The 18,663-nt window shown below is 36.1% G+C and carries 19 protein-coding genes and 1 tRNA gene; 14 read left to right on the forward strand and 6 right to left on the reverse strand.

The annotated features are described in order from the left end of the window. The first annotated feature begins 70 nt into the window (after positions 1-70). From lutA to KDN24_RS09210, 3 genes are read left to right on the forward strand one after another with little or no spacing between them, the layout of a single operon-like run. Entirely contained in the window at positions 71-787 is a 717-nt protein-coding gene (gene lutA, locus KDN24_RS09200) for a lactate utilization iron-sulfur protein LutA (protein ID WP_409974568.1), read from the forward strand. 41 nt (positions 788-828) lie between these two features. Continuing rightward, complete coding sequence (locus tag KDN24_RS09205) at positions 829-2,253, forward strand: LutB/LldF family L-lactate oxidation iron-sulfur protein (RefSeq protein ID WP_409974569.1); 1,425 nt, start codon at positions 829-831, stop codon at positions 2,251-2,253. Next, positions 2,253-2,972, forward strand: coding sequence for a LutC/YkgG family protein (locus tag KDN24_RS09210; protein WP_409974570.1), 720 nt, complete (start codon positions 2,253-2,255; stop codon positions 2,970-2,972). The genes KDN24_RS09205 and KDN24_RS09210 overlap by 1 nt, the downstream gene beginning before the upstream one ends. A 99-nt stretch (positions 2,973-3,071) precedes the next feature. On the opposite strand, the gene KDN24_RS09215 is transcribed toward KDN24_RS09210, so the two are convergent. Together KDN24_RS09215 and KDN24_RS09220 are read right to left on the reverse strand one after the other, a co-directional pair. Continuing rightward, positions 3,072-3,407, reverse strand: coding sequence for a L,D-transpeptidase (locus KDN24_RS09215; protein ID WP_409974571.1), 336 nt, complete (start codon positions 3,405-3,407; stop codon positions 3,072-3,074). 214 nt (positions 3,408-3,621) lie between these two features. Continuing rightward, complete coding sequence (locus KDN24_RS09220) at positions 3,622-3,810, reverse strand: DUF4177 domain-containing protein (RefSeq protein WP_409974572.1); 189 nt, start codon at positions 3,808-3,810, stop codon at positions 3,622-3,624. A 201-nt stretch (positions 3,811-4,011) separates the two neighbouring features. Here KDN24_RS09220 and KDN24_RS09225 point away from each other — a divergent pair, with 201 nt between their 5' ends. Next, the gene (locus tag KDN24_RS09225; RefSeq protein WP_409974573.1) at positions 4,012-4,437 is read left to right on the forward strand and encodes a GNAT family N-acetyltransferase; all 426 of its coding nucleotides are present in this window, start codon (positions 4,012-4,014) and stop codon (positions 4,435-4,437) included. A gap of 102 nt (positions 4,438-4,539) precedes the next feature. Here the strand turns inward: KDN24_RS09225 and KDN24_RS09230 are convergent, their stop codons facing one another. Next, positions 4,540-5,043: a GNAT family N-acetyltransferase gene (locus tag KDN24_RS09230; protein WP_409974574.1), complete on the reverse strand. Its 504-nt coding sequence runs from the start codon at positions 5,041-5,043 to the stop codon at positions 4,540-4,542. Between the two features lie 350 nt (positions 5,044-5,393). Between KDN24_RS09230 and KDN24_RS09235 the strand changes: the two genes are divergently transcribed. Continuing rightward, positions 5,394-5,618: a WYL domain-containing protein gene (locus KDN24_RS09235; protein WP_409974575.1), complete on the forward strand. Its 225-nt coding sequence runs from the start codon at positions 5,394-5,396 to the stop codon at positions 5,616-5,618. A 249-nt stretch (positions 5,619-5,867) separates the two neighbouring features. Here KDN24_RS09235 and KDN24_RS09240 read toward each other — a convergent pair whose 3' ends face one another. Continuing rightward, a complete protein-coding gene (locus tag KDN24_RS09240) occupies positions 5,868-6,080 on the reverse strand; it encodes a hypothetical protein (protein WP_409974576.1) in 213 nt (70 codons plus the stop codon). A gap of 409 nt (positions 6,081-6,489) precedes the next feature. Between KDN24_RS09240 and KDN24_RS09245 the strand changes: the two genes are divergently transcribed. Both KDN24_RS09245 and KDN24_RS09250 read left to right on the forward strand, forming a co-directional pair. After that, positions 6,490-6,840 (forward strand): VOC family protein, encoded by a 351-nt coding sequence (locus KDN24_RS09245; protein WP_409974577.1) that lies wholly within the window; start codon positions 6,490-6,492, stop codon positions 6,838-6,840. Between the two features lie 254 nt (positions 6,841-7,094). Next, positions 7,095-7,168 (forward strand) — tRNA-Arg (locus KDN24_RS09250). Between the two features lie 81 nt (positions 7,169-7,249). Here KDN24_RS09250 and KDN24_RS09255 read toward each other — a convergent pair. Then, positions 7,250-8,290 (reverse strand): acyltransferase family protein, encoded by a 1,041-nt coding sequence (locus KDN24_RS09255; RefSeq protein WP_409974578.1) that lies wholly within the window; start codon positions 8,288-8,290, stop codon positions 7,250-7,252. A 404-nt stretch (positions 8,291-8,694) separates the two neighbouring features. On the opposite strand from KDN24_RS09255, the gene KDN24_RS09260 reads away from it, so the two are divergent. From KDN24_RS09260 to KDN24_RS09290, 7 genes are all read left to right on the forward strand, one after another. Next, positions 8,695-9,708: a 2-oxoacid:acceptor oxidoreductase family protein gene (locus tag KDN24_RS09260; RefSeq protein WP_409974579.1), complete on the forward strand. Its 1,014-nt coding sequence runs from the start codon at positions 8,695-8,697 to the stop codon at positions 9,706-9,708. Next, positions 9,708-12,005: a thiamine pyrophosphate-dependent enzyme gene (locus KDN24_RS09265; protein ID WP_409974580.1), complete on the forward strand. Its 2,298-nt coding sequence runs from the start codon at positions 9,708-9,710 to the stop codon at positions 12,003-12,005. Before KDN24_RS09260 ends, KDN24_RS09265 begins: the two co-directional genes overlap by 1 nt. Before the next feature lie 174 nt (positions 12,006-12,179). Beyond that, complete coding sequence (locus tag KDN24_RS09270; protein ID WP_486303961.1) at positions 12,180-13,985, forward strand: methyl-accepting chemotaxis protein; 1,806 nt, start codon at positions 12,180-12,182, stop codon at positions 13,983-13,985. 682 nt (positions 13,986-14,667) lie between these two features. Further along, a complete protein-coding gene (locus KDN24_RS09275; RefSeq protein ID WP_409974581.1) occupies positions 14,668-15,489 on the forward strand; it encodes an electron transfer flavoprotein subunit beta/FixA family protein in 822 nt (273 codons plus the stop codon). Between the two features lie 26 nt (positions 15,490-15,515). Further along, positions 15,516-16,544 (forward strand): electron transfer flavoprotein subunit alpha/FixB family protein, encoded by a 1,029-nt coding sequence (locus KDN24_RS09280; RefSeq protein ID WP_409974582.1) that lies wholly within the window; start codon positions 15,516-15,518, stop codon positions 16,542-16,544. After that, a complete protein-coding gene (locus tag KDN24_RS09285; protein ID WP_409974583.1) occupies positions 16,537-17,832 on the forward strand; it encodes an FAD-dependent oxidoreductase in 1,296 nt (431 codons plus the stop codon). Before KDN24_RS09280 ends, KDN24_RS09285 begins: the two co-directional genes overlap by 8 nt. Further along, positions 17,832-18,116: a ferredoxin family protein gene (locus KDN24_RS09290; RefSeq protein ID WP_409974584.1), complete on the forward strand. Its 285-nt coding sequence runs from the start codon at positions 17,832-17,834 to the stop codon at positions 18,114-18,116. Before KDN24_RS09285 ends, KDN24_RS09290 begins: the two co-directional genes overlap by 1 nt. A gap of 138 nt (positions 18,117-18,254) precedes the next feature. On the opposite strand, the gene KDN24_RS09295 is transcribed toward KDN24_RS09290, so the two are convergent. Next, entirely contained in the window at positions 18,255-18,602 is a 348-nt protein-coding gene (locus tag KDN24_RS09295) for a hypothetical protein (protein ID WP_409974585.1), read from the reverse strand. Positions 18,603-18,663: the final 61 nt, after the last annotated feature.

An 18,663-nucleotide genomic window follows, 5' to 3' on the forward strand; every position in this document is an offset into this window, starting at 1 on the left:
AGTGCAAATTTTATCGGGATTTCATGTTACGTTAAAAAGTACTACTTGTTTTAGAAAGAGGGATGATGTTATGAAAGTTAGTCTTTTTGCGACATGCATTGTTGATATGTTTCAAACAAATATAGGCAAGGCAACGGTTGAGGTTCTAGAGCGGCTTGGCTGTGAAATTGATTTTCCTGAATCACAGGTTTGCTGTGGACAGCCTGCTTATAATAGCGGATATGTAAAGGAATCAAAGGAAGCAATGAAGAGAATGATTACAGCGTTCGAGCATGCAGAGTATGTTGTTTCTCCATCAGGCTCATGTGCATACATGTTTCATGAATATCCTACTATTTTTAAAGGGGATCCTGTTTGGGAGTTGAAAGCAAAAGGATTAGCAGCAAAAACATTTGAATTAACACAGTTTATTGTTGATGTTTTAAAGGTTGAAGATGTGGGAGCACGATTGGAAGGAAGTGCAACCTTTCATACTTCTTGCCATATGACAAGATTATTGGGTGTGAAAGAAACACCGATGCTTCTTTTGCGAAATGTTAAAGGTCTTGAAATGACAGAGCTTCCTGGTAAACATAATTGCTGTGGGTTCGGGGGAACCTTCTCAGTAAAAATGGCTCGAATATCTGAACAAATGGTTGATGAAAAAGTGAAGCATATTGAGGAAACGAAGGCAAAATATTTAATTGGTGCTGACGGGGGCTGCTTAATGAATATTGGCGGGAGAATAGAACGTGTTGGTAAACCAATAAAGGTTCTTCATATTGCTGAAGTGTTAAATAGTCGCTAATGATTGATAAAGGACTTTTTATGAAAAGGGTGACTTGAAGAATGTCAATGAAAATTGGAACAGACAGTTTTAATGATCGAGTAGACGCTGGGATACATAATGCTTTTATGAGAAGAGCGGTATCAGGTGTACAAGATAATCTTCGCTTACGTAAATTAGCTGCAGCTGAAGAGCTTGGAAACTGGGAAGAATGGCGCTCTCTCGGAGAGGAAATTCGTCAACACGTATTAGAAAATCTCGATTACTATTTATTTCAGCTAAGTGAAAGCGTTGCAAATAGGGGAGGGCATGTTTATTTTGCCAAGAATGCTGAAGAGGCTAGTCAATATATTCGGGATGTCATAAAAGAAAAAAATGCTAAGAAAATTGTTAAATCCAAATCAATGGTGACAGAAGAAATTAACCTTAATGCTGTGCTCGAAAAGGCTGGCTGTGAAGTCCTTGAAACAGATTTAGGGGAATATATTCTTCAACTAGATGATGATCGACCTTCCCATATTGTCGGTCCAGCCATGCATAAAAATAGACAGCAAGTGAAGGATGTTTTTACAAAAAAAATTAATTATGATAAATCAGATCGTCCTGAAGAATTAGCTTGGCATGCGAGAGAAACATTAAGAAATGAATATTTAACAGCTGATGTTGGGATTACAGGCTGTAATTTTGCTGTTGCCGAAACAGGCTCCATTTGTTTAGTAACAAATGAAGGGAATGCCGACTTAGTAACTTCATTACCGAAGACACAAATTACTGTAATGGGAATGGAAAGACTAGTACCTTCATTTGAAGAATTAGATATACTTGTTAGTTTATTAACGAGGAGTGCAGTAGGCCAAAAGCTGTCCAGCTATGTGACGGTGCTAACAGGTGCAAGAGATGAAGGGGATGTTGACGGCCCGGAAGATTTTCATCTAGTTATTGTTGATAATGGCAGATCCGATATTCTCGGTGGTGAATTCCAGTCCATTCTCCAATGCATCCGCTGTGCAGCATGTGTCAATGTATGTCCAGTGTATCGTCAGGTTGGCGGCCATTCATATGGTTCTATTTATTCAGGACCGATTGGTGCTGTTTTATCACCGCTTCTAGGGGGATATGAGGACTATAAGGAGCTTCCATATGCTTCAACATTATGTGGTGCTTGTACAGAAGCATGTCCTGTCAAAATTCCATTGCATGAATTACTTCATAAGCATCGTCAAGTAATCGTTGAAAAAGAAGGCAAAGCACCGATATCTGAAAAGCTGATGATGAAAGCTTTTGGACTTGGCGCTGCATCTCCATCCCTTTATAAATTAGGCTCAAAAATAGCACCAACCGCGATGAATCCTTTTACTGCCGGTGAAAAAATATCGAAAGGTCCTGGGCCATTAAAAGCATGGACAGAAATCCGTGAATTTCCTGCCCCTCATAAAGAGAGATTCCGTGACTGGTATAAAAATCGTTCTGAAGGGGAGAGGAACTGATGAAAGGATCGATCCAAAATCGAAATGAATTTCTACATACAATATCAAAACAATTGGGTAGGAATGAGCTTAAAACTGAACTAGAAAAGCCAAAGTGGAATTATCAGCCTCAGGATAATGTATTAAAGAGTGCAGACAAGGACGATTTAGTAAAAGTATTGAAGCTTCAATGCAATAGCATTCATACTGATTTTTTCATGACGAATAAAAATGACCTTTTGGAAACGGTGAGGCAATGCGTTGCTAAATACGGTGGTGGTCCAGTTGTAGCATGGAGGGATTCACGTTTTCAAGAATTCGGTTTAGCACCACTATTTGCGCATATATGGCAGGAGGAGAATATTGAATTTTATGAATGGGATCCATCAAAAGGAGAAGAAAATATTCATGCAGCAGAAAGAGCGAATATTGGGATGACTATTAGTGATATTACTCTCGCCGAATCTGGTACGGCTGTTCTTTTCAGCAACAAAGACAAAGGAAGAACGGTTAGTTTCTTGCCACATGCTTCTCTCATTATCATTCCAAAAAGTACGATTGTGCCAAGATTAACTCAGGCTGCAAGATGGATCAGTGAAAAGGTGAAAAACGGAGAGCATATCGCTTCATGTATTAATTTTATTACAGGACCAAGCAACTCGGCTGATATTGAATCAAAGCTTGTTGTAGGTGTGCACGGACCTGTGAAAGCAGCCTATATTGTAGTCGAAGATATGTAGATGGGAAAAATAGGCTAATACTTATTAAAGGTTTAAAACTCATATTAAGTAGTTTATCGAATAGAGACAAGGGGTTGTTTCGATTAGTAAAGTGATTTATTATATATGAATTTTAACAGTCGTGCCAACTGGAACCATAGATGATAATTCTAAAACATCATGGTTAAACATTCTAATGCATCCGTGGGAGACATTTTTTCCGATTGAAGCGGGATTGTTCGTCCCATGTATACCGTAATGAGGTTTGGATAATCCCATCCATAGCACTCCAAATGGCCCGCCTGGATTCCTTTGTTTATTAATTATTTTGTATGCCCCAGAAGGTGTTGGTGTTAAGATCTTACCCACTGCGATTGGGTATGTTTTAATAAGTCGGTTTCCATCAAAGAGCTTTAATTGATGTTTGGAAGTAGATACATCAATCCATTTTACCATGAGGTTCAACTCCATTTTTGAATATTATATGGAGAATTTGGGTGTATGTTCATGATTTAGTTGCTTAAAGATGAATGAAAAAGTAAAAAAGAAGCTCCTGCGGGGTCTTACCTGTCCGCTTTTTCCGCAGGACGTTGAGTAATCATCTCAGAATTAACTCTGCACGAGAAAATGCGTATGCATTTTCGAGGAGTCTTCGCGCCTTCCACTACAATCAACTTAGTTTCTTTTCAAATATCAGTTCCATTGTTATTGCTCGTCCCTCTGCAGCAAAGGGCGGGGTAAGGATTTGATGAAGCTTCCATCCCTGACGTGCGTGCTCATGAATAATTTCTTGGTAATCTTCTTTCGGATATGCACTAAAAGTCCCTATAGCAATATCAACAAATTTGTATTCATACATGAACCTCACTCCTAGTTACTAGTTTCTTGTACTACGAGTAATATGGTTAATAGGTTTCATTTTATAAATGGAGGCTGTTTGTAAAAGTAACCTTGTTAGATCTTAGAAGAAACGTTTTTAAAAGTCGAACATACTAATCAAGTTATTGGAATAACGTGGTAATATGAATGTAAATATTTAAGATGTAAAGGATAGGTAGCTATGAAATTTACTGTAATTGAGGAGTTTCGTAAAGACCAACTAGAAGAATTAGCATGTTTATTTAAAAATGAATGGTGGACAAAAAATCGTCAACTGTTTGAGATCAAGCAATTAATAAAGAATAGTAATGTAGTTATAGGATTGATTCATGATGAGTCACAAGAGGTGGTTGGATTTGCAAGGGCCATAACAGATACCCTCTATAGAGCATTTATTTTTGATGTAATCGCGAAAGAAAATTACCGTAACAATGGAATAGGTACAATTTTAATGAGCAACTTACTATCACATCCCCTCATCAAAGATGTAGAAAGAGTTGAACTATACTGCCCTAACAGGTTGATTCCTTATTATGAGAAATTTGGTTTTTCAACAGATGTAAATGGAAGTAACTTAATGAGATATCAAAAAAGCAGTCATAAGTAAAAGAAAAGTTTTTGTAGAGTGATAACTTAAGAGATACACACCTAAAATAAGTGAAAACAAATAAAAAAGTAGATTTGGAATCTACTTAAGAAAAGGGTATGTCTATAATTTATATTCATAGTACGGTTCTTCTTGTTTCGTATCTTCAAACCATTTTGTACCTTTATAGGCAAAACCGATTTTTTCCAAAATTTTCAATGAACCTGCATTCTGTGGATCAGCAGAGGCTGTAATCATTTTAACTTTACCATGTTTTTTGGCCATTTCTAAACAAGCACTGGCTGCTTCTGTTGCAAAACCTTTCCCCCAAGATCTTTTGTTAAAATGATAAATTAATTCAATGTTATCTAACGTACTGGTAATATTGAAGCCGGCAGCACCTATAAACTCATTAGTCTCTTTTTCTATGACTGCGTATACAGATAAACCATTTAACTGATAACATTTTCGATACCCGTTTATTACTTGAGGGATTACATCGTGGGGGGTCGTCCCATTGCATAAAGCCATTACTTCTCCACTGCCCCAAAGCTCTTTAAGTGAATCCAAGTGATTAACATCAAAAACACTTAAGTAGAGACGGTTTGTTTCATAAATGATTTCCATTTTTTCACCCACTAGTAGTTACTTATTATTATAAAATGATTGTTTAAATAATAACATATTTAGAATTGATTGTAATTGTGTTACTTTTATTAAACCTTTTAAGCGATCCTAGCATCTACAACATGTTCAAGTCTAATTTTTTCAACAGTATGATTAAGTGTAACTTTCAATTCCTTTAACAACGGGTCAATTTTAACGACTGCATATCAACTAAGAAGATTTTTTTTCTTTCATGTTTACCATCCTTTTTGGGGCGTTTGTCTTTAATATTATATGAGAACACTCGTTCTTTATTCAATTGAATTCGAACAAAGGTTCGTGTATAATTATTGGTAAAGGAGGAAGCCATCATGAATCACTTACTAAGGCGATCATTAAATGAAGGTGTTCAAGTGGAGATTATTTATTTGAGTAAGAATAATTCATTTTCTATAAGACCGATAATTGTGAGAGCGATGACTGAAAGTTATATAAGAGCTTATTGTTTAACTAAAAAGCAAGCACGGATATTTAAAATGGATTCCATACTTGCTGTTTCTCCTGTTAAAGAAAAGAAGAATCGTTATTATGCTTGAAAAAAATTTTACGAAAAGGCAAATAGTAGGTATAAATGTCATTAAAATATACTGAGACAATAGGAAGTTAGAAAATTATTAGTTCTTCAATTCGAAATGAAAAAAAGGAGAGTAGTAAATATTAAAAAAACGCCAACCTCTCTATTGCCAAGAAGATTGATAGCAATTCGAACTTACCACCTACATCTTTGGAAGTGGATGTGTACACTGTATTTAAATTTATGTAATACAAGAATACAACAGTTCTTCTTAATCACCATATTTTTTGTATTTATTGTTTGATTGAACTCGGTTGCTATATACATACTCGGAATTTTTTACTGAATAGTATTGAGACACTTGAGTTAAAATAAACAAAAACCCTCCACCTATTACCATACCAACCTGCCAATATCCTAAAAGAAATGAAACAATAGATGATACAAGGGAAAAAAGCAAAAGTAATAATAAATACTTTTTCATGAATATCACCATCCTATTTAGTTAGGTACAAATACGAACTAGTTTGGGAAAAATTTCATTTTTTGGAATTAATATAAGCTTTAAAGTATTGTGCGGTTGGGGGTGTCGTATATAAAGCTGAAAATCTCTTTTAATTAAGTGGATTTCGATTTATTCGAAACTATCAAGATTTAAAATGAGTGAGTGTGAAAAGGCTTGATAGATTAGCATTTTAGCGTTGAAAATAGGAGTTACAGTTGTCGTCTATTTTTCTATATTATTTATTGGCTCTGAATTTCTGAAAGAACTAAAAGGTGACTAATGAAGGCAAAAGTTGTGCCTCTCATATATTATAAAGAAAGGATATTGATGAAAAATGTAGAATACTTGTTTCAGTATTGTAAATAACTCAAGGAAAGAAGGGTAAGAAATGGGTAGAGTTATTGGTTTCGAACTAAATAATCAAGAGCCTGAAAAAGCTGCAGAATTTTATTCAAAGGTTTTCGGTTGGGAAGTTGCTGAACCTCATTGGGATTATTGGTCTGTTAAAACAGGAAAAGACGTTACTCCTGGGATTAACGGTGGAATTGGAAAAGGACCAAGTGATTACCCTCATGGCATTCGTATTCAAATTGAAGTGGAGTCAATTGATGAGTCTATATCTAAAGCTAAATCCGAAGGTGCGATGATTGTACGCGATAAAATGGAATTTGATGATTTTTACCTTGCCTATTTGGTAGACCCTGTTGGGCTCGGCTTCGGGCTGATTCAGAAAAAATAATTCAGTAATCCAAGTTTTTTAGTTTCCTGGTTTGAGCCATTCCAAGTTGTCCATATATTAACTTGGCTTAAAAATATTGCTTAACAAATGGTGCTTTGATTGAATAATAATGAAAAAGGTCAATATTATTATGTTGGCTTTTTTCATCGGATCATTGATTAGCATGATAACATTAACTTGAAATGATTGACTCCACTTAAAAATTAGGTTTATAATAACTGTTGTCATTGAAGCAATTTTGTTTTTTTCATCGTGTCCCAGTAGCTCAGTAGGATAGAGCGACAGCCTCCTAAGCTGTAGGTCGTAGGTTCGATTCCTATCTGGGACGTACTTAAAGAGACCGCTAATCCCATTTATATGGGTTTAGCGGTCTTTTACCGATTTCATGTAATACATACATATCGATTTTTTAGTTCAGTCGTTTCTTTCTGTAAAAGTGAAGAATGGTACGCAGTCTAACATTCATGCCTTTAAGTTTATTTATTTTTAATTCAATTAAAGGTTGGGCGAAGGAAGTAATGATCTTACTAGATAGCAGGATTGTGAGCAATAAAGATAAGCATGCAAGCAAGAGAAAACTATCTGGATCACTGAAAAAGCTCGGTGCTTCACTTGCTCTAAAAAATCGAATGAAGAAGCCGTGTAGCAAATATACGTACAATGTATTTTTTCCAAGACTCGTAAAGAAGTATTGTTTTCTCGGTACAATCGAAAAAAAACATAAAACCATCATTAGGCTTAATAAATAAAACCCAAACCTCGTAAAAATAGCGATTAGCGGAGAAACATCTAACTCTGAATAAGGTTTAGAGCCAAGAAGCCATTCATAATTAATATCTGGTTGAATATAAAAGCCAATAAAAAGACTCGTGATAATGAGTAGCGAGACGATTTTTACGTGCGGCTTTATTAATGAATAGAAGTGTTCTTTTTTCATATAATACCCAATCAAAAACAGCGGAAAAAACACGAAGGTTCTTGATAAGCTTAAATAGTTATTTATCCAGTCCACATAACCTACGAATAACCCAATAAATAATGCAGTAGAAATGGAAAAGGCAGCTTTATATTTCGCGAATAGTAAAAGCAGCAAATTCCAGAAAAATAGGCTCAAGAGAAACCATAATGACCAATTTGGGTCAAGCGGATCAACTTTAACGGCATCTTTATTATATAAAAAATAATAATAAACAGAATAAAAGAATTGAAAGATCAGATACGGCAAAATGAGTTTTTTGGCGATTTTAGGAATATACCCTTTCTTAAAAATCCCTTTTGCAAAATAACCTGATATTAATATAAAAGCAGGCATATGGAAAGTATAAATAACTTTATACAATGTTAATACAACTTCATTTTCTTCAATAAAGGAACGGAGCAAATGTCCAAAAACAACAAGGAATATTAATATAAATTTGGCATTATCAAAGTAAAAATCACGTTTCTTCATAGATTCCTCCTTAAATAATGACCCCCCTAAAAATAATTCCTTCTATAAATACCGTAACATAAAAAGCCTGCTATAGAACAGTAAACAGCAGGTTAAACTTCTAAAAACAGGAATAATGGATTAGTTTCTAATCAGTTAGTGAATAAAACAGTGACTATTTGCTTGGTTTTAATTGATTAATATCCTGTTATAGTACAAATGAATTTCTGTTATATAATTAAGAATGCGTTTTCAAGCCCATAATAACAGCTTTTTGAAGTGTTTTTATTAATCTGTTTCAAACTTTAGTATGAAATGTTGACTTTTGTCACAGCAGAACATAAAACATTCAAATACAATAACAATAGGGGTTTTAAAAATTTTGAATAGAAATATTCCATGAGTTTGAAAATGGGAGGGAGAAAATGTCTATATTACCAAAGAAAAATGAACTTGGATTTTTCGAAATTAGACTAGAATCTATTGGTGGGCTCGGTGCCAATTTAGCAGGGAAAATGCTAGCTGAAGCTGGTGTACTTGGACTGGGCCTTAATGGATCTAACTTTTCATCATATGGATCCGAAAAGAAAGGATCACCTGTAAAAAGTTTTATCCGTTTTTGTGATAGCGATGTAGAAATTAGAGCACATAGTCCGATTGAACAGCCACATGTAGTTGGCGTTTTTCATGAGGCATTGTATAAAACGGTTAATGTTGTAAGTGGTTTAGAGCCTGATGGAATTATTTTGGTCAACACTGTAAGAGATTTTGATGATATTAAACAAGATTTGAAACTTGAATACGGGACACTTGCAACAGTTGATGCATTGCAAATTGCGGTTGAAGAAAAAACAAGAGTAAATACAGCAATGCTTGGTGCATTATTCCGTATTTGTGATTTCCTGGACCCAGAATCAATGAAAGATGTTATCCGAAAAACTTTCGAGAAAAAATATCCACATCTTGTAGAACCGAATATTCGCACGTTTGAACGTGGGTATAATGAAGTGAAATTTAAAAAATATGAAACGCCTGAGCAGGCAGAGGGCAAAGCGTTTTATCGACCAATGCCACAATTAGGCTATGAGACACAGGAAATTGGTGGAGTGCTGACAACGCAAGCAAATAGTATTTTGAAAGATTTAAGTGGTTCAAGACAAGGGTTCCTGCCGAATTTTGAAAAGGCGCAATGTATAAATTGTGCTGCGTGTGATACTGTCTGTCCAGACTACTGCTTCGTATGGGAAGAAGGAGAAGATAAAAAGGGCCGGAAGCATATGTTCCTGAAAGGGATTGACTATCAATATTGTAAAGGCTGCTTGAAGTGTGTTGAGGCGTGTCCAACAACCGCCCTAAGTGAGTTGAGGGAAGCAATTGGCTTCGCTGACTCTCATCGAGTAAAACATAACTTTCCTTATGTAACAGGAGGGGTATTATAATGGCGATGCTAGAAGAACAATTAAATACAGTAAATCATATTGAAGAACAATTAATAACATTTGAAAGTGGTAACGAAATGGCAGCGATGGCTGCTGCACAAATTGACTATCATATTATGGGTTATTTTCCGATAACGCCTTCAACAGAAGTTGCTCAATATTTAGATCAAATGAAGGCACGTGGAGAGCATAATATTAAATTAATTCCAGCAGATGGTGAACATGGATCAGCAGGTATTTGTTACGGGGCTGCAGCAACTGGAGCACGTGTGTTTAACGCAACAAGTGCAAATGGATTAATGTACATGCTTGAGCAGCTTCCTGTTCAATCGGGAACACGCTTTCCAATGGTGATGAATTTAGTTACTCGTTCGATTAGTGGGCCGCTTGATATTCGTGGTGACCATTCTGACTTATATTTTGCTTTAAATACTGGATGGGTCATATTAACGGCAAGGACCCCACAAGCTGTATACGATATGAATATTATGGCTTTAAAAATTGCTGAAAATGCAAAAGTTCGTTTGCCTGTAATGGTTGCATATGATGGTTTCTTTACTTCACATCAGAAACGGAAAGTAAACTATTTCAAGGATCGTAAAGTTGTTCAAAAGTTTGTAGGTGAGTGTCCAACGAACTATAATTTTGCTCGTGATCCGAAAAAACCGGTTACGATCGGTGCTCATATGAATGGTGATGATTTAATTAACAACCATTATCAACAGTCTGAAGCCATGTATGCTGCAGGTGATATTTTCAAAGAGGTTGCAGCTGAATATGCGAAAATTTCTGGTCGAGAATATCCAGTACTTGATTTATATATGATGGAAGATGCTGAAGTTGCACTGTTTTTATTAAATTCTGCAGCTGAAACCGCAAAGGATGTAGTGGATAGTCTCCGTGCGAAAGGGATCAAGGCTGGAGTCATTAGTCCAAACATTATTCGCCCATTCCCATCAAAGGAAATAAGGGAAGCATTAAAAAATGTGAAAGCACTTTTGATTGGGGAGCGAGCAGATTCTTACGGAGGCAATGGCCCAAATTTAACTCATGAAGTGAAATCAGCCTTACAGGATGATAAAGACAATAAAACGATTGTTCTTAGCCGAGTTTTCGGTCTAGGTGGTAAAGACTTTTATTCAGATGATGCAGAGTTCTTCTTTAATGAAGCGATACGTGCTTTAGAACCTAATAATGAAGTGAAGTCTTTTGATTATTATGGACATATCCCAGGGGATAAAGAAAAAGTTCTTAAACCTGTCATCACTCCTCAGCATGGAGAAGTATATAATTCCGGATTGATTCATGTTGAGAAGGATTCTGTAACAAATAAATTAAAAGTGAAGATTCCACCGCTTCGCTCATTAACATCGAAGCCAAAAAGAATTGCATCAGGTCATGGAGCTTGTCCAGGATGTGGGATTTTTACAGGATTAGAGTTGTTTTTTAAAGGAATTGAAGGAGATGTGGTCGTCTTATTCCAAACGGGTTGTGCGTACGTAACCACGACTTCCTACCCGCATACATCTCATAAGCAGACGATGATTCACAATCTATTCCAAAATGGTCCAGCTACATTATCAGGGACTGTAGAGGCGTTTCTAGAATTAAAAGAGCGGGGAGAAATAAATGTTTCCGATGATGCTACATTCGTCATGGTAACGGGTGACGGAGGAATGGACATCGGCATGGGCTCTGCGATCGGAACTGCTTTAAGAAACCATAAGCTCATCATGCTAGAATATGATAATGAAGGCTATATGAATACAGGCTCACAACTTTCTTATTCAACACCAAAAGGACATATGACCAGCACAAGTAATGTCGGTCGTACTCAACAAGGAAAGGCATTCCATCATAAGGACACTGCTCAAATTATGGCTGCAACGAATATCCCTTATGTATTTACAGGATCTGAAGCATTCCCGCAAGACTTGATAAAAAAAGCAGCGAAAGCACAATGGTATGCTCAAAATGTTGGTACAGTATATGGAAAGCTTCTCATTACATGTCCGTTAAACTGGAAATCAGAAGACCGCTACGGAGAGAAAATCATCGAGGCAGCTGTTAACACATGCTTCTTCCCGCTTTACGAGGTTGAAGAAGGTGTTACAACGATCACTTACAATCCAGTTGAGAAAAAGAAAAGAATACAATTAGAAGAATGGTTAAAATATATGGGGAAAACAAAACATTTACTAAGAGAAGAAAATAAAGATATGTTAGCTGAATTAGAAGAAGAGATTGAGAGTAGATGGCAGCGCCTATTAGCTAAACATGAAAATCCTTATTTATAAGGAGAAAAGGCAGAGTACCTTTGTACTTTGCCTTTTTCCTATGTAAAAAGTAATATTTTCCTTCAAAATCAATTTGGTTTACATTATAATTAAGTACGATAATAGGATAATTGTTACATATTTCCCAGTTCTATTGGAGTGTATTGTTGTTCTCATTAAGAAGGAGGCTGCGGGATGAGAGGGGTAAAAAAGACTCGAATATTAGAGAAAGGTAAAAATAAACTAGCCAAAAAAGCCAATAAGCATAAAAAGGCAGGGCTATTCTACAAGCTATCAAATATGAAATTATGGAGAAATTTAAAGCTTGGACAGAAATATGGAGTAGCTTTATTTATAACAATTGGCTTATTTACGGCCTCAACTATTATCACTTTCGTGCTTTTGGGAATTGCTAATTCGAAGATGGAAACTGTAAAAGATACAGGGGAAAAGGCTATCATGATTACGGAAGCGTCAGCAATTTTTCATCATAAAGGAAGTGTAATAGGAAATTTTATCATCGATACAAATCCTAAACATTTAACTGCATTTGATGAACTAACAGAACGATTTAATGAATTAAAAAATGAAATAGCACCTACGTTAAAAACTTCAGAATCAAAAAGGATATTTACCGAAATAGATGAAAATGATAAAGAAATTACTGAGAAATTTCATGATGTTATTGCTCCTGAAGTCAAACTACAGCATGTGAGAGAATATCGCTTAGGAAAATTGCAAGTAGATAATTTGATTTCAGAAACTGTAAGTAAATTAGATTTGGTAAGCGAAACAATGAAAAATGAGCAAAAAGACGCGGTTGTCGAAGCGAAAGGTGAGTTAGTTACGACCCTTTTAGTATTAGGGATTTCCATCGTCATTTCTGCTATTTTGGGCATTATGAGTATTCTTCTTATCGGCAGAATCATTTCTAAACAGCTTGGCCAAATTGTTCATGTATCGAATGAAATTGCAGCAGGTAATTTAAATGTAGAACTTGCTGAATACGACGGAAAAGATGAAATTGCAGAATTAAGCAGTGCGACAAATTCGATGAAGGAAAGACTACAGGCAATGATTCAGGAAATCTCTGCTGTTTCAACCTTCGTCACTAAAAAGAGTGGCGAATTAAATATTGCTGCTAATGAAGTAAAAGCTGCGAGCCAGCAAGGGGCTTCAACGATGCAGGAGCTTTCAAGTGGTGCTGAAGAACAAGCGAACTCTGCTAGTAGTCTAGCAGAAATGATGGAGAATTATTTATTACAAGTAGAACATGCAACAAAAAGTGGTGCGATTATTAAAGGTACGACGAATGATGTATTAACATTAACCAAGTCTGGAAATACGCTTATGAGAGAATCACAGGAACAAATGGTTGTTATAAATGATATTATGAAAACATCCGTAAATCGAGTGAATGGACTTGATGAACAAACAAAACAAATTACGACATTAGTGCAAGTGATTCAAGATATTGCTAACCAAACCAATTTACTTGCGCTAAATGCTGCAATTGAAGCAGCACGAGCAGGAGAGCATGGTAAAGGATTTGCGGTTGTAGCAGATGAGGTTCGTAAGCTCGCTGAACAAGTGTCTCACTCGGTCGCTGATATTACAACGATTGTAAAAGGGATTCAAACTGAATCGAATAATGTTGTTTCCTCCTTGCAAACGGGCTATTCTCAAGTAGAAAAAGGTACTGAGAAGATTGAGACGACAGGAGAGACATTCCAAAAAATTTACGAAGCAGTTAATTTAATGTCGGATAATGTGAATGGAATTTCCGTAAGTTTAGATGAGGTTTCAAAAACTTCAGTCATTATGAATCAGTCAATTGAAAGCATTGCTTCTGTTTCAGAAGAGTCAGCTGCTGGGATTGAACAAACAAGTGCGGCAATGGCGCAAACCAATCATTCAATGGAAGACATTTCTGACAGTGTGCAATCATTATCAGAGCTTGCTGATCAATTAAACTCCATGATTTCGAAATTCAAATTATAAGAAGCTTAGAGGCATCCAACAATTGATTGGATGCCCTTTTAATTGTGAAAGCTGATTTCGAAAAAAGATTCAAAAATAGCAAATATACTCCCTTTTCGAAAGGGATTTATACTTTATTTGTAGAAGTAATCTATGAGTGAATCCATTTGAAAGTTAAAGGTGGTATTCAAGAATTGCCGACAAGCAATGAAATATAATTCGAGTAACTTCGACAAAGAACCGTGATAAAAATCTATATTTAGCGAAAAAGTGACATAGATGTGATTTTTATCATAGTTATATCTAAATTTTCCTAATAGAATAAAAAATAGCCAATTTACCTTTCAACATAAGCTTTTACTAGTTATTTCTTCTATTTTTTTAACTACTTAGTATCCTACAAAAATATTTACAGAAATCAATGGTCTCATTGTTATTTCACGCTCCAATATTTACATCAAATAGATGGCATTTCAGTCTTAGACATTTTCAAAAGAAGAGAATAGGTATGATTAATTGTGGTACTACGCTTGTGTTGCGAAACATATATCGTAATACATAGCATTTTATAGTATACAAAAAAAGAAAGCGTTTCCAAAGGCGGTGTTAAAAAGCTCAAACCTCATGTTATAAAAAAGTCAGCAAAACAGCTGGCGATATAAGATGTGTTAAGCTTTTCTAATTAAAGGAGGGAATTTCATCTATGCATATTGTCGTCTGTGTTAAGCAAGTACCTGATACAAAAATAATAAAAATTAATCCAAAAACAAACACACTCGACCGCCGAAGTGCTCCAGCAATATTAAATCCATATGATGCTCATGCTGTTCAGGAGGCAGTCAAAATTAAGAAAACATTAGGCGGAGGAACAATATCCGTACTATCGATGGGGCCACCACAAGCAACAGCAGTTATTAAAAAAAGCATTGAAATTGGAGCAGATAAAGGCTACTTGATTTCAGATAGGGCGTTTGCAGGTGCAGACACGTTGGCAACAAGCTATGCTTTATCTAAAGCATTAGAAAGAATTGAGAAAGAAGAGCCAGTTGATCTTGTAATCTGTGGATTGCACGCGATTGATGGTGATACAGGACAAGTTGGTCCTGGAATTGCAAGAAGAATGGATATTCCCCCAGTTACCAATGTAATTGAAGTACTAGAATTTAATGAAAAAGAAAAAACGGTATTAATAAAAAGAAAATTAGCGAACGGACATGAACTCATACAAGCTCAGTATCCTTGCTTATTAACCGTTGCGAAGGAAATTAACGAAATTGAGTATTCTCCTATGCCTAATATGATAAAAGCAGCAAGATATGAGCCAGTTATTTGGTCAGTTAATGATCTTGAAAATGTTGAGCGCACTCAATTAGGTTTAAAAGGATCACCAACAATTGTTGGAAAAATGTTCACTCCTCCAAAGCCAGAAGGCGGCATAAAGCTTGAAGGTAGTTCTGATGAACAAGTGAAACAGTTAGTCGAGCTATTAAGCGATAAAAAGGAATTATTATTAAGTAATCGTTAAATATCTATACATAAGGAGGGGTCAGCATGATTGAAGAACATCGTGGAGTTTGGGTCTTTATTGAGCAAAATGATGGAATAATTGAAGGTGTTTCTCTAGAACTATTAGGAGCTGGGAGAAAGCTTGCTGACAAGCTGGAGGTTCCGCTTGCTGGAGTGTTATTAGGTTACAATGTTAAAGCATTGTCCTCTGAAGTTGTTGCCTTCGGGGCGGATGAAGTTTATGTAATTGATAACCCGGTTATGAAGGATTACCGTACAGAATCATATATGAAAGGTGTTATGCTTCTTGCTGAAAAGTATAAGCCCGAAATATTCCTTTATGGTGCAACACCGAATGGAAAGGATTTAGCAAGTGCAGTAGCAACTGATTTAGTTACAGGATTAACAGCTGATACGACAATGCTTGATGTTGACTTAGATAATCGATTACTTGAAGCGAGTAGACCAGCTTTTGGTGGAAATATTATGGCGACGATTTTATGTAAAAAACATCGTCCGCAAATGGCTACTGTCAGACCGAAAGTAATGAAGGCACTTGAACGGGACGCTGGAAGAACAGGGACAGTCATTGAGGAAGAAATTTTATTAAAAGAAGAAGATATGCGCACAAAAGTACTCAAAATTGTGAAAGACATCACAAAAACTGCTAATTTAGCTGAGGCACATGTTGTTGTAGCAGGTGGAAAAGGAATGGGGGATTTACAAAATTTCCAACTTATTCATGAACTAGCAGAAGTAATTGGCGCAAGTGTTGGTGGAACAAGGGACGTTGTCGAAGCTGGCTGGTTGCCACATGAGCTTCAAATCGGTCAAACGGGAGAGACAATTACACCAAAAATTTACTTTGCTATCGGAATATCAGGGGCCATTCAGCATGTTGTTGGAATGAAAAATTCCGAGTTCATTATTGCCATAAATAAAGATCCAAATGCTGCAATATTTGATGTGGCCACTTATGGGATCGTCGGAGATGCGATGGAAATAGTACCTAAGTTAATTGAAGCATTTAAGGAGTTGCGTAAAGAAAAAGGCGGTGAAGTTAGTTATGTCTGAGAAATTTGATGTCATCGTTGTTGGTGCAGGTCCAGCTGGTACCTCATGTGCATATACTTGTGCTAAAAATGGTCTGAAAGTTTTACAGATTGAGAGGGGAGAATATCCTGGCTGTAAAAACGTTATGGGTGGGGTATTATACCGTCAGCAAATGGAAGAAATTATCCCTGACTTCTGGAAGGAAGCTCCACTAGAAAGACCTGTTATCGAACAACGGTTTTGGATGATGGACAAAGAATCTGCCGTAACATTTGGATATAAAGGATTAGAATGGGGAGTAGAGCCTTACAATAACTTCACAGTTCTTCGTGCTCCTTTTGATCAATGGTTTGCAAATAAAGGCGTCGAGCAAGGGGTACTCCTTATTAATGAAACAGTCGTACTAGAATGTATTGTTGAGAATGGAAAAGTAGTCGGGGTGAGAACAGATCGGCCTGATGGAGATGTTTATGCAGATGTTGTTGTTTTGGCTGATGGGGTTAATTCACTTCTTGGAAAGCAGCTCGGATTCCATAAAGAGTTCCGTCCAGATGAAGTAGCATTAACCGTAATGGAGGTTATTAATTTACCGAAGGAAAAAATTAATGATCGCTTTAATTTAGAAGATAATCAAGGCTGTACAATTGAGGTTTTTGGAGATTCAACAAAAGGGAATCTTGGAACCGCTTTTATTTACACGAATAAAGAGAGTATTAATATCGGTGTTGGGACAACACTTTCAAGTATGATTAAAGCAAAACTAAAGCCATATGAGCTACTAGACTACTTGAAAAATCATGCTATGGTGAAACCACTTCTAGACGGAGGGGAATCGGCAGAATATTTAGCACATCTCATTCCGGAGGGAGGTTATAATTCTGTTCCTAAAGTGGCAGGAAATGGGGTTCTCGTCATTGGTGATGCTGCACAACTAGTCAATGCCATTCATAGGGAAGGTTCAAATATGGCAATGAAGTCAGGTAAAATGGCGGCCGAAGCGATAGTAGAAGCGAAAAAACGAAACGATTTTAGTGAATCGAGTTTAAATCAATATCGAGAAGCATTAAATAATAGTTTCATCATGAAAGACTTAGAAAAATATAAGGATGCTGCTCATACTTTTGAAAAATACCCACAATATTTTAATGAGTATGTACCGATGATGAATCGTGCCGCAAGTAAATTCTTTACGGTTGACGGCACTCCTAAAAAAGAAAAACAAAAGCAAATTATGCGTAGTATTACTGGAGAAAAAGGTACGTTTAAAGTAATTCAAGATATGTATCGTGCATGGAAGGCGGTGAAATAATGTCAACAAAAACGATTGAAGAAAAACAGTATTTAATTCGTTTTAAGGCAGATACGAAATCGCATTTGACAGTATTAGATCACGATATTTGCATGACTAATTGTCCTGATAAACTTTGTACTGTTTTCTGCCCTGCAGAAGTGTATAAATGGGAAGGATTACGGATGCAGGTTGGTTATGAAGGGTGCCACGAATGTGGAAGCTGTCGTATTGGCTGCCCTCATCAGAACATTAAATGGGAATATCCTAAAGGCGGGCACGGAATCGTATTTAGGCTTGCTTAAAAGAAATAAGAGCGATGCATTTTTTGCATCGTTTTTTTATGTACAGAATGAATATTGCAGTATGGAAATAAATACTATATGTATGTTCTTTCACAATGGATGGAAAAAAGAGAAAAGCAGGAATGGGTATGGTAGAAGTTAGCTAACGGAAGCTTGTAAGTTATTCGAAGAATAAAGCTGATCATGTTTACTAAATTGTTCTAAGTGAACCGCATGTTTATATGCCTCATGAATGCAGTCATATAGTGAAGAAGAGTAGCAAGGGGATTTCCAAGAAAAGCTCCCATCTGAATCCGCGACAAAGATTGTTACTTTCCAACAATAAAATTCTTTCTCGATATTTTTTAGCTCTCCAACAAGAGCAATGAGCCAATGCGGCTGATCATTTTGGATGGATGGATAAGACTGAATCAGATTTTTAAAATCATTTTCTCCAATCGGAATGAGGGCTTTTTGATAAAAGTCTTTGTAATTTGGTGTGATCATGTCTATTCCTCCTTATTAAATTGTTGAATCCTTTACTTATTATTATATTGGATAAATTCAG

This window comes from Cytobacillus sp. Bva_UNVM-123 (genome assembly GCF_046351715.2).
Lineage (GTDB): Bacteria > Bacillota > Bacilli > Bacillales > Cytobacillaceae > Cytobacillus.

Bases quoted from the DNA above. Each gene is read 5' to 3' on its own strand.
- KDN24_RS09260 (WP_409974579.1), top strand. From the start codon at position 8,695: ATGTCTATATTACCAAAGAAAAATGAACTTGGATTTTTCGAAATTAGA.
- KDN24_RS09225 (WP_409974573.1), top strand. From the start codon at position 4,012: ATGAAATTTACTGTAATTGAGGAGTTTCGTAAAGACCAACTAGAAGAA.
- KDN24_RS09235 (WP_409974575.1), top strand. From the start codon at position 5,394: ATGAATCACTTACTAAGGCGATCATTAAATGAAGGTGTTCAAGTGGAG.
- KDN24_RS09290 (WP_409974584.1), top strand. From the start codon at position 17,832: ATGTCAACAAAAACGATTGAAGAAAAACAGTATTTAATTCGTTTTAAG.
- KDN24_RS09275 (WP_409974581.1), top strand. From the start codon at position 14,668: ATGCATATTGTCGTCTGTGTTAAGCAAGTACCTGATACAAAAATAATA.
- KDN24_RS09270 (WP_486303961.1), top strand. From the start codon at position 12,180: ATGAGAGGGGTAAAAAAGACTCGAATATTAGAGAAAGGTAAAAATAAA.
- KDN24_RS09265 (WP_409974580.1), top strand. From the start codon at position 9,708: ATGGCGATGCTAGAAGAACAATTAAATACAGTAAATCATATTGAAGAA.
- KDN24_RS09220 (WP_409974572.1), bottom strand. From the start codon at position 3,810: ATGTATGAATACAAATTTGTTGATATTGCTATAGGGACTTTTAGTGCA.
- KDN24_RS09210 (WP_409974570.1), top strand. From the start codon at position 2,253: ATGAAAGGATCGATCCAAAATCGAAATGAATTTCTACATACAATATCA.
- KDN24_RS09205 (WP_409974569.1), top strand. From the start codon at position 829: ATGTCAATGAAAATTGGAACAGACAGTTTTAATGATCGAGTAGACGCT.
- KDN24_RS09255 (WP_409974578.1), bottom strand. From the start codon at position 8,290: ATGAAGAAACGTGATTTTTACTTTGATAATGCCAAATTTATATTAATA.
- KDN24_RS09285 (WP_409974583.1), top strand. From the start codon at position 16,537: ATGTCTGAGAAATTTGATGTCATCGTTGTTGGTGCAGGTCCAGCTGGT.
- KDN24_RS09230 (WP_409974574.1), bottom strand. From the start codon at position 5,043: ATGGAAATCATTTATGAAACAAACCGTCTCTACTTAAGTGTTTTTGAT.
- KDN24_RS09240 (WP_409974576.1), bottom strand. From the start codon at position 6,080: ATGAAAAAGTATTTATTATTACTTTTGCTTTTTTCCCTTGTATCATCT.
- KDN24_RS09215 (WP_409974571.1), bottom strand. From the start codon at position 3,407: ATGGTAAAATGGATTGATGTATCTACTTCCAAACATCAATTAAAGCTC.
- KDN24_RS09245 (WP_409974577.1), top strand. From the start codon at position 6,490: ATGGGTAGAGTTATTGGTTTCGAACTAAATAATCAAGAGCCTGAAAAA.
- KDN24_RS09295 (WP_409974585.1), bottom strand. From the start codon at position 18,602: ATGATCACACCAAATTACAAAGACTTTTATCAAAAAGCCCTCATTCCG.
- KDN24_RS09280 (WP_409974582.1), top strand. From the start codon at position 15,516: ATGATTGAAGAACATCGTGGAGTTTGGGTCTTTATTGAGCAAAATGAT.
- lutA (WP_409974568.1), top strand. From the start codon at position 71: ATGAAAGTTAGTCTTTTTGCGACATGCATTGTTGATATGTTTCAAACA.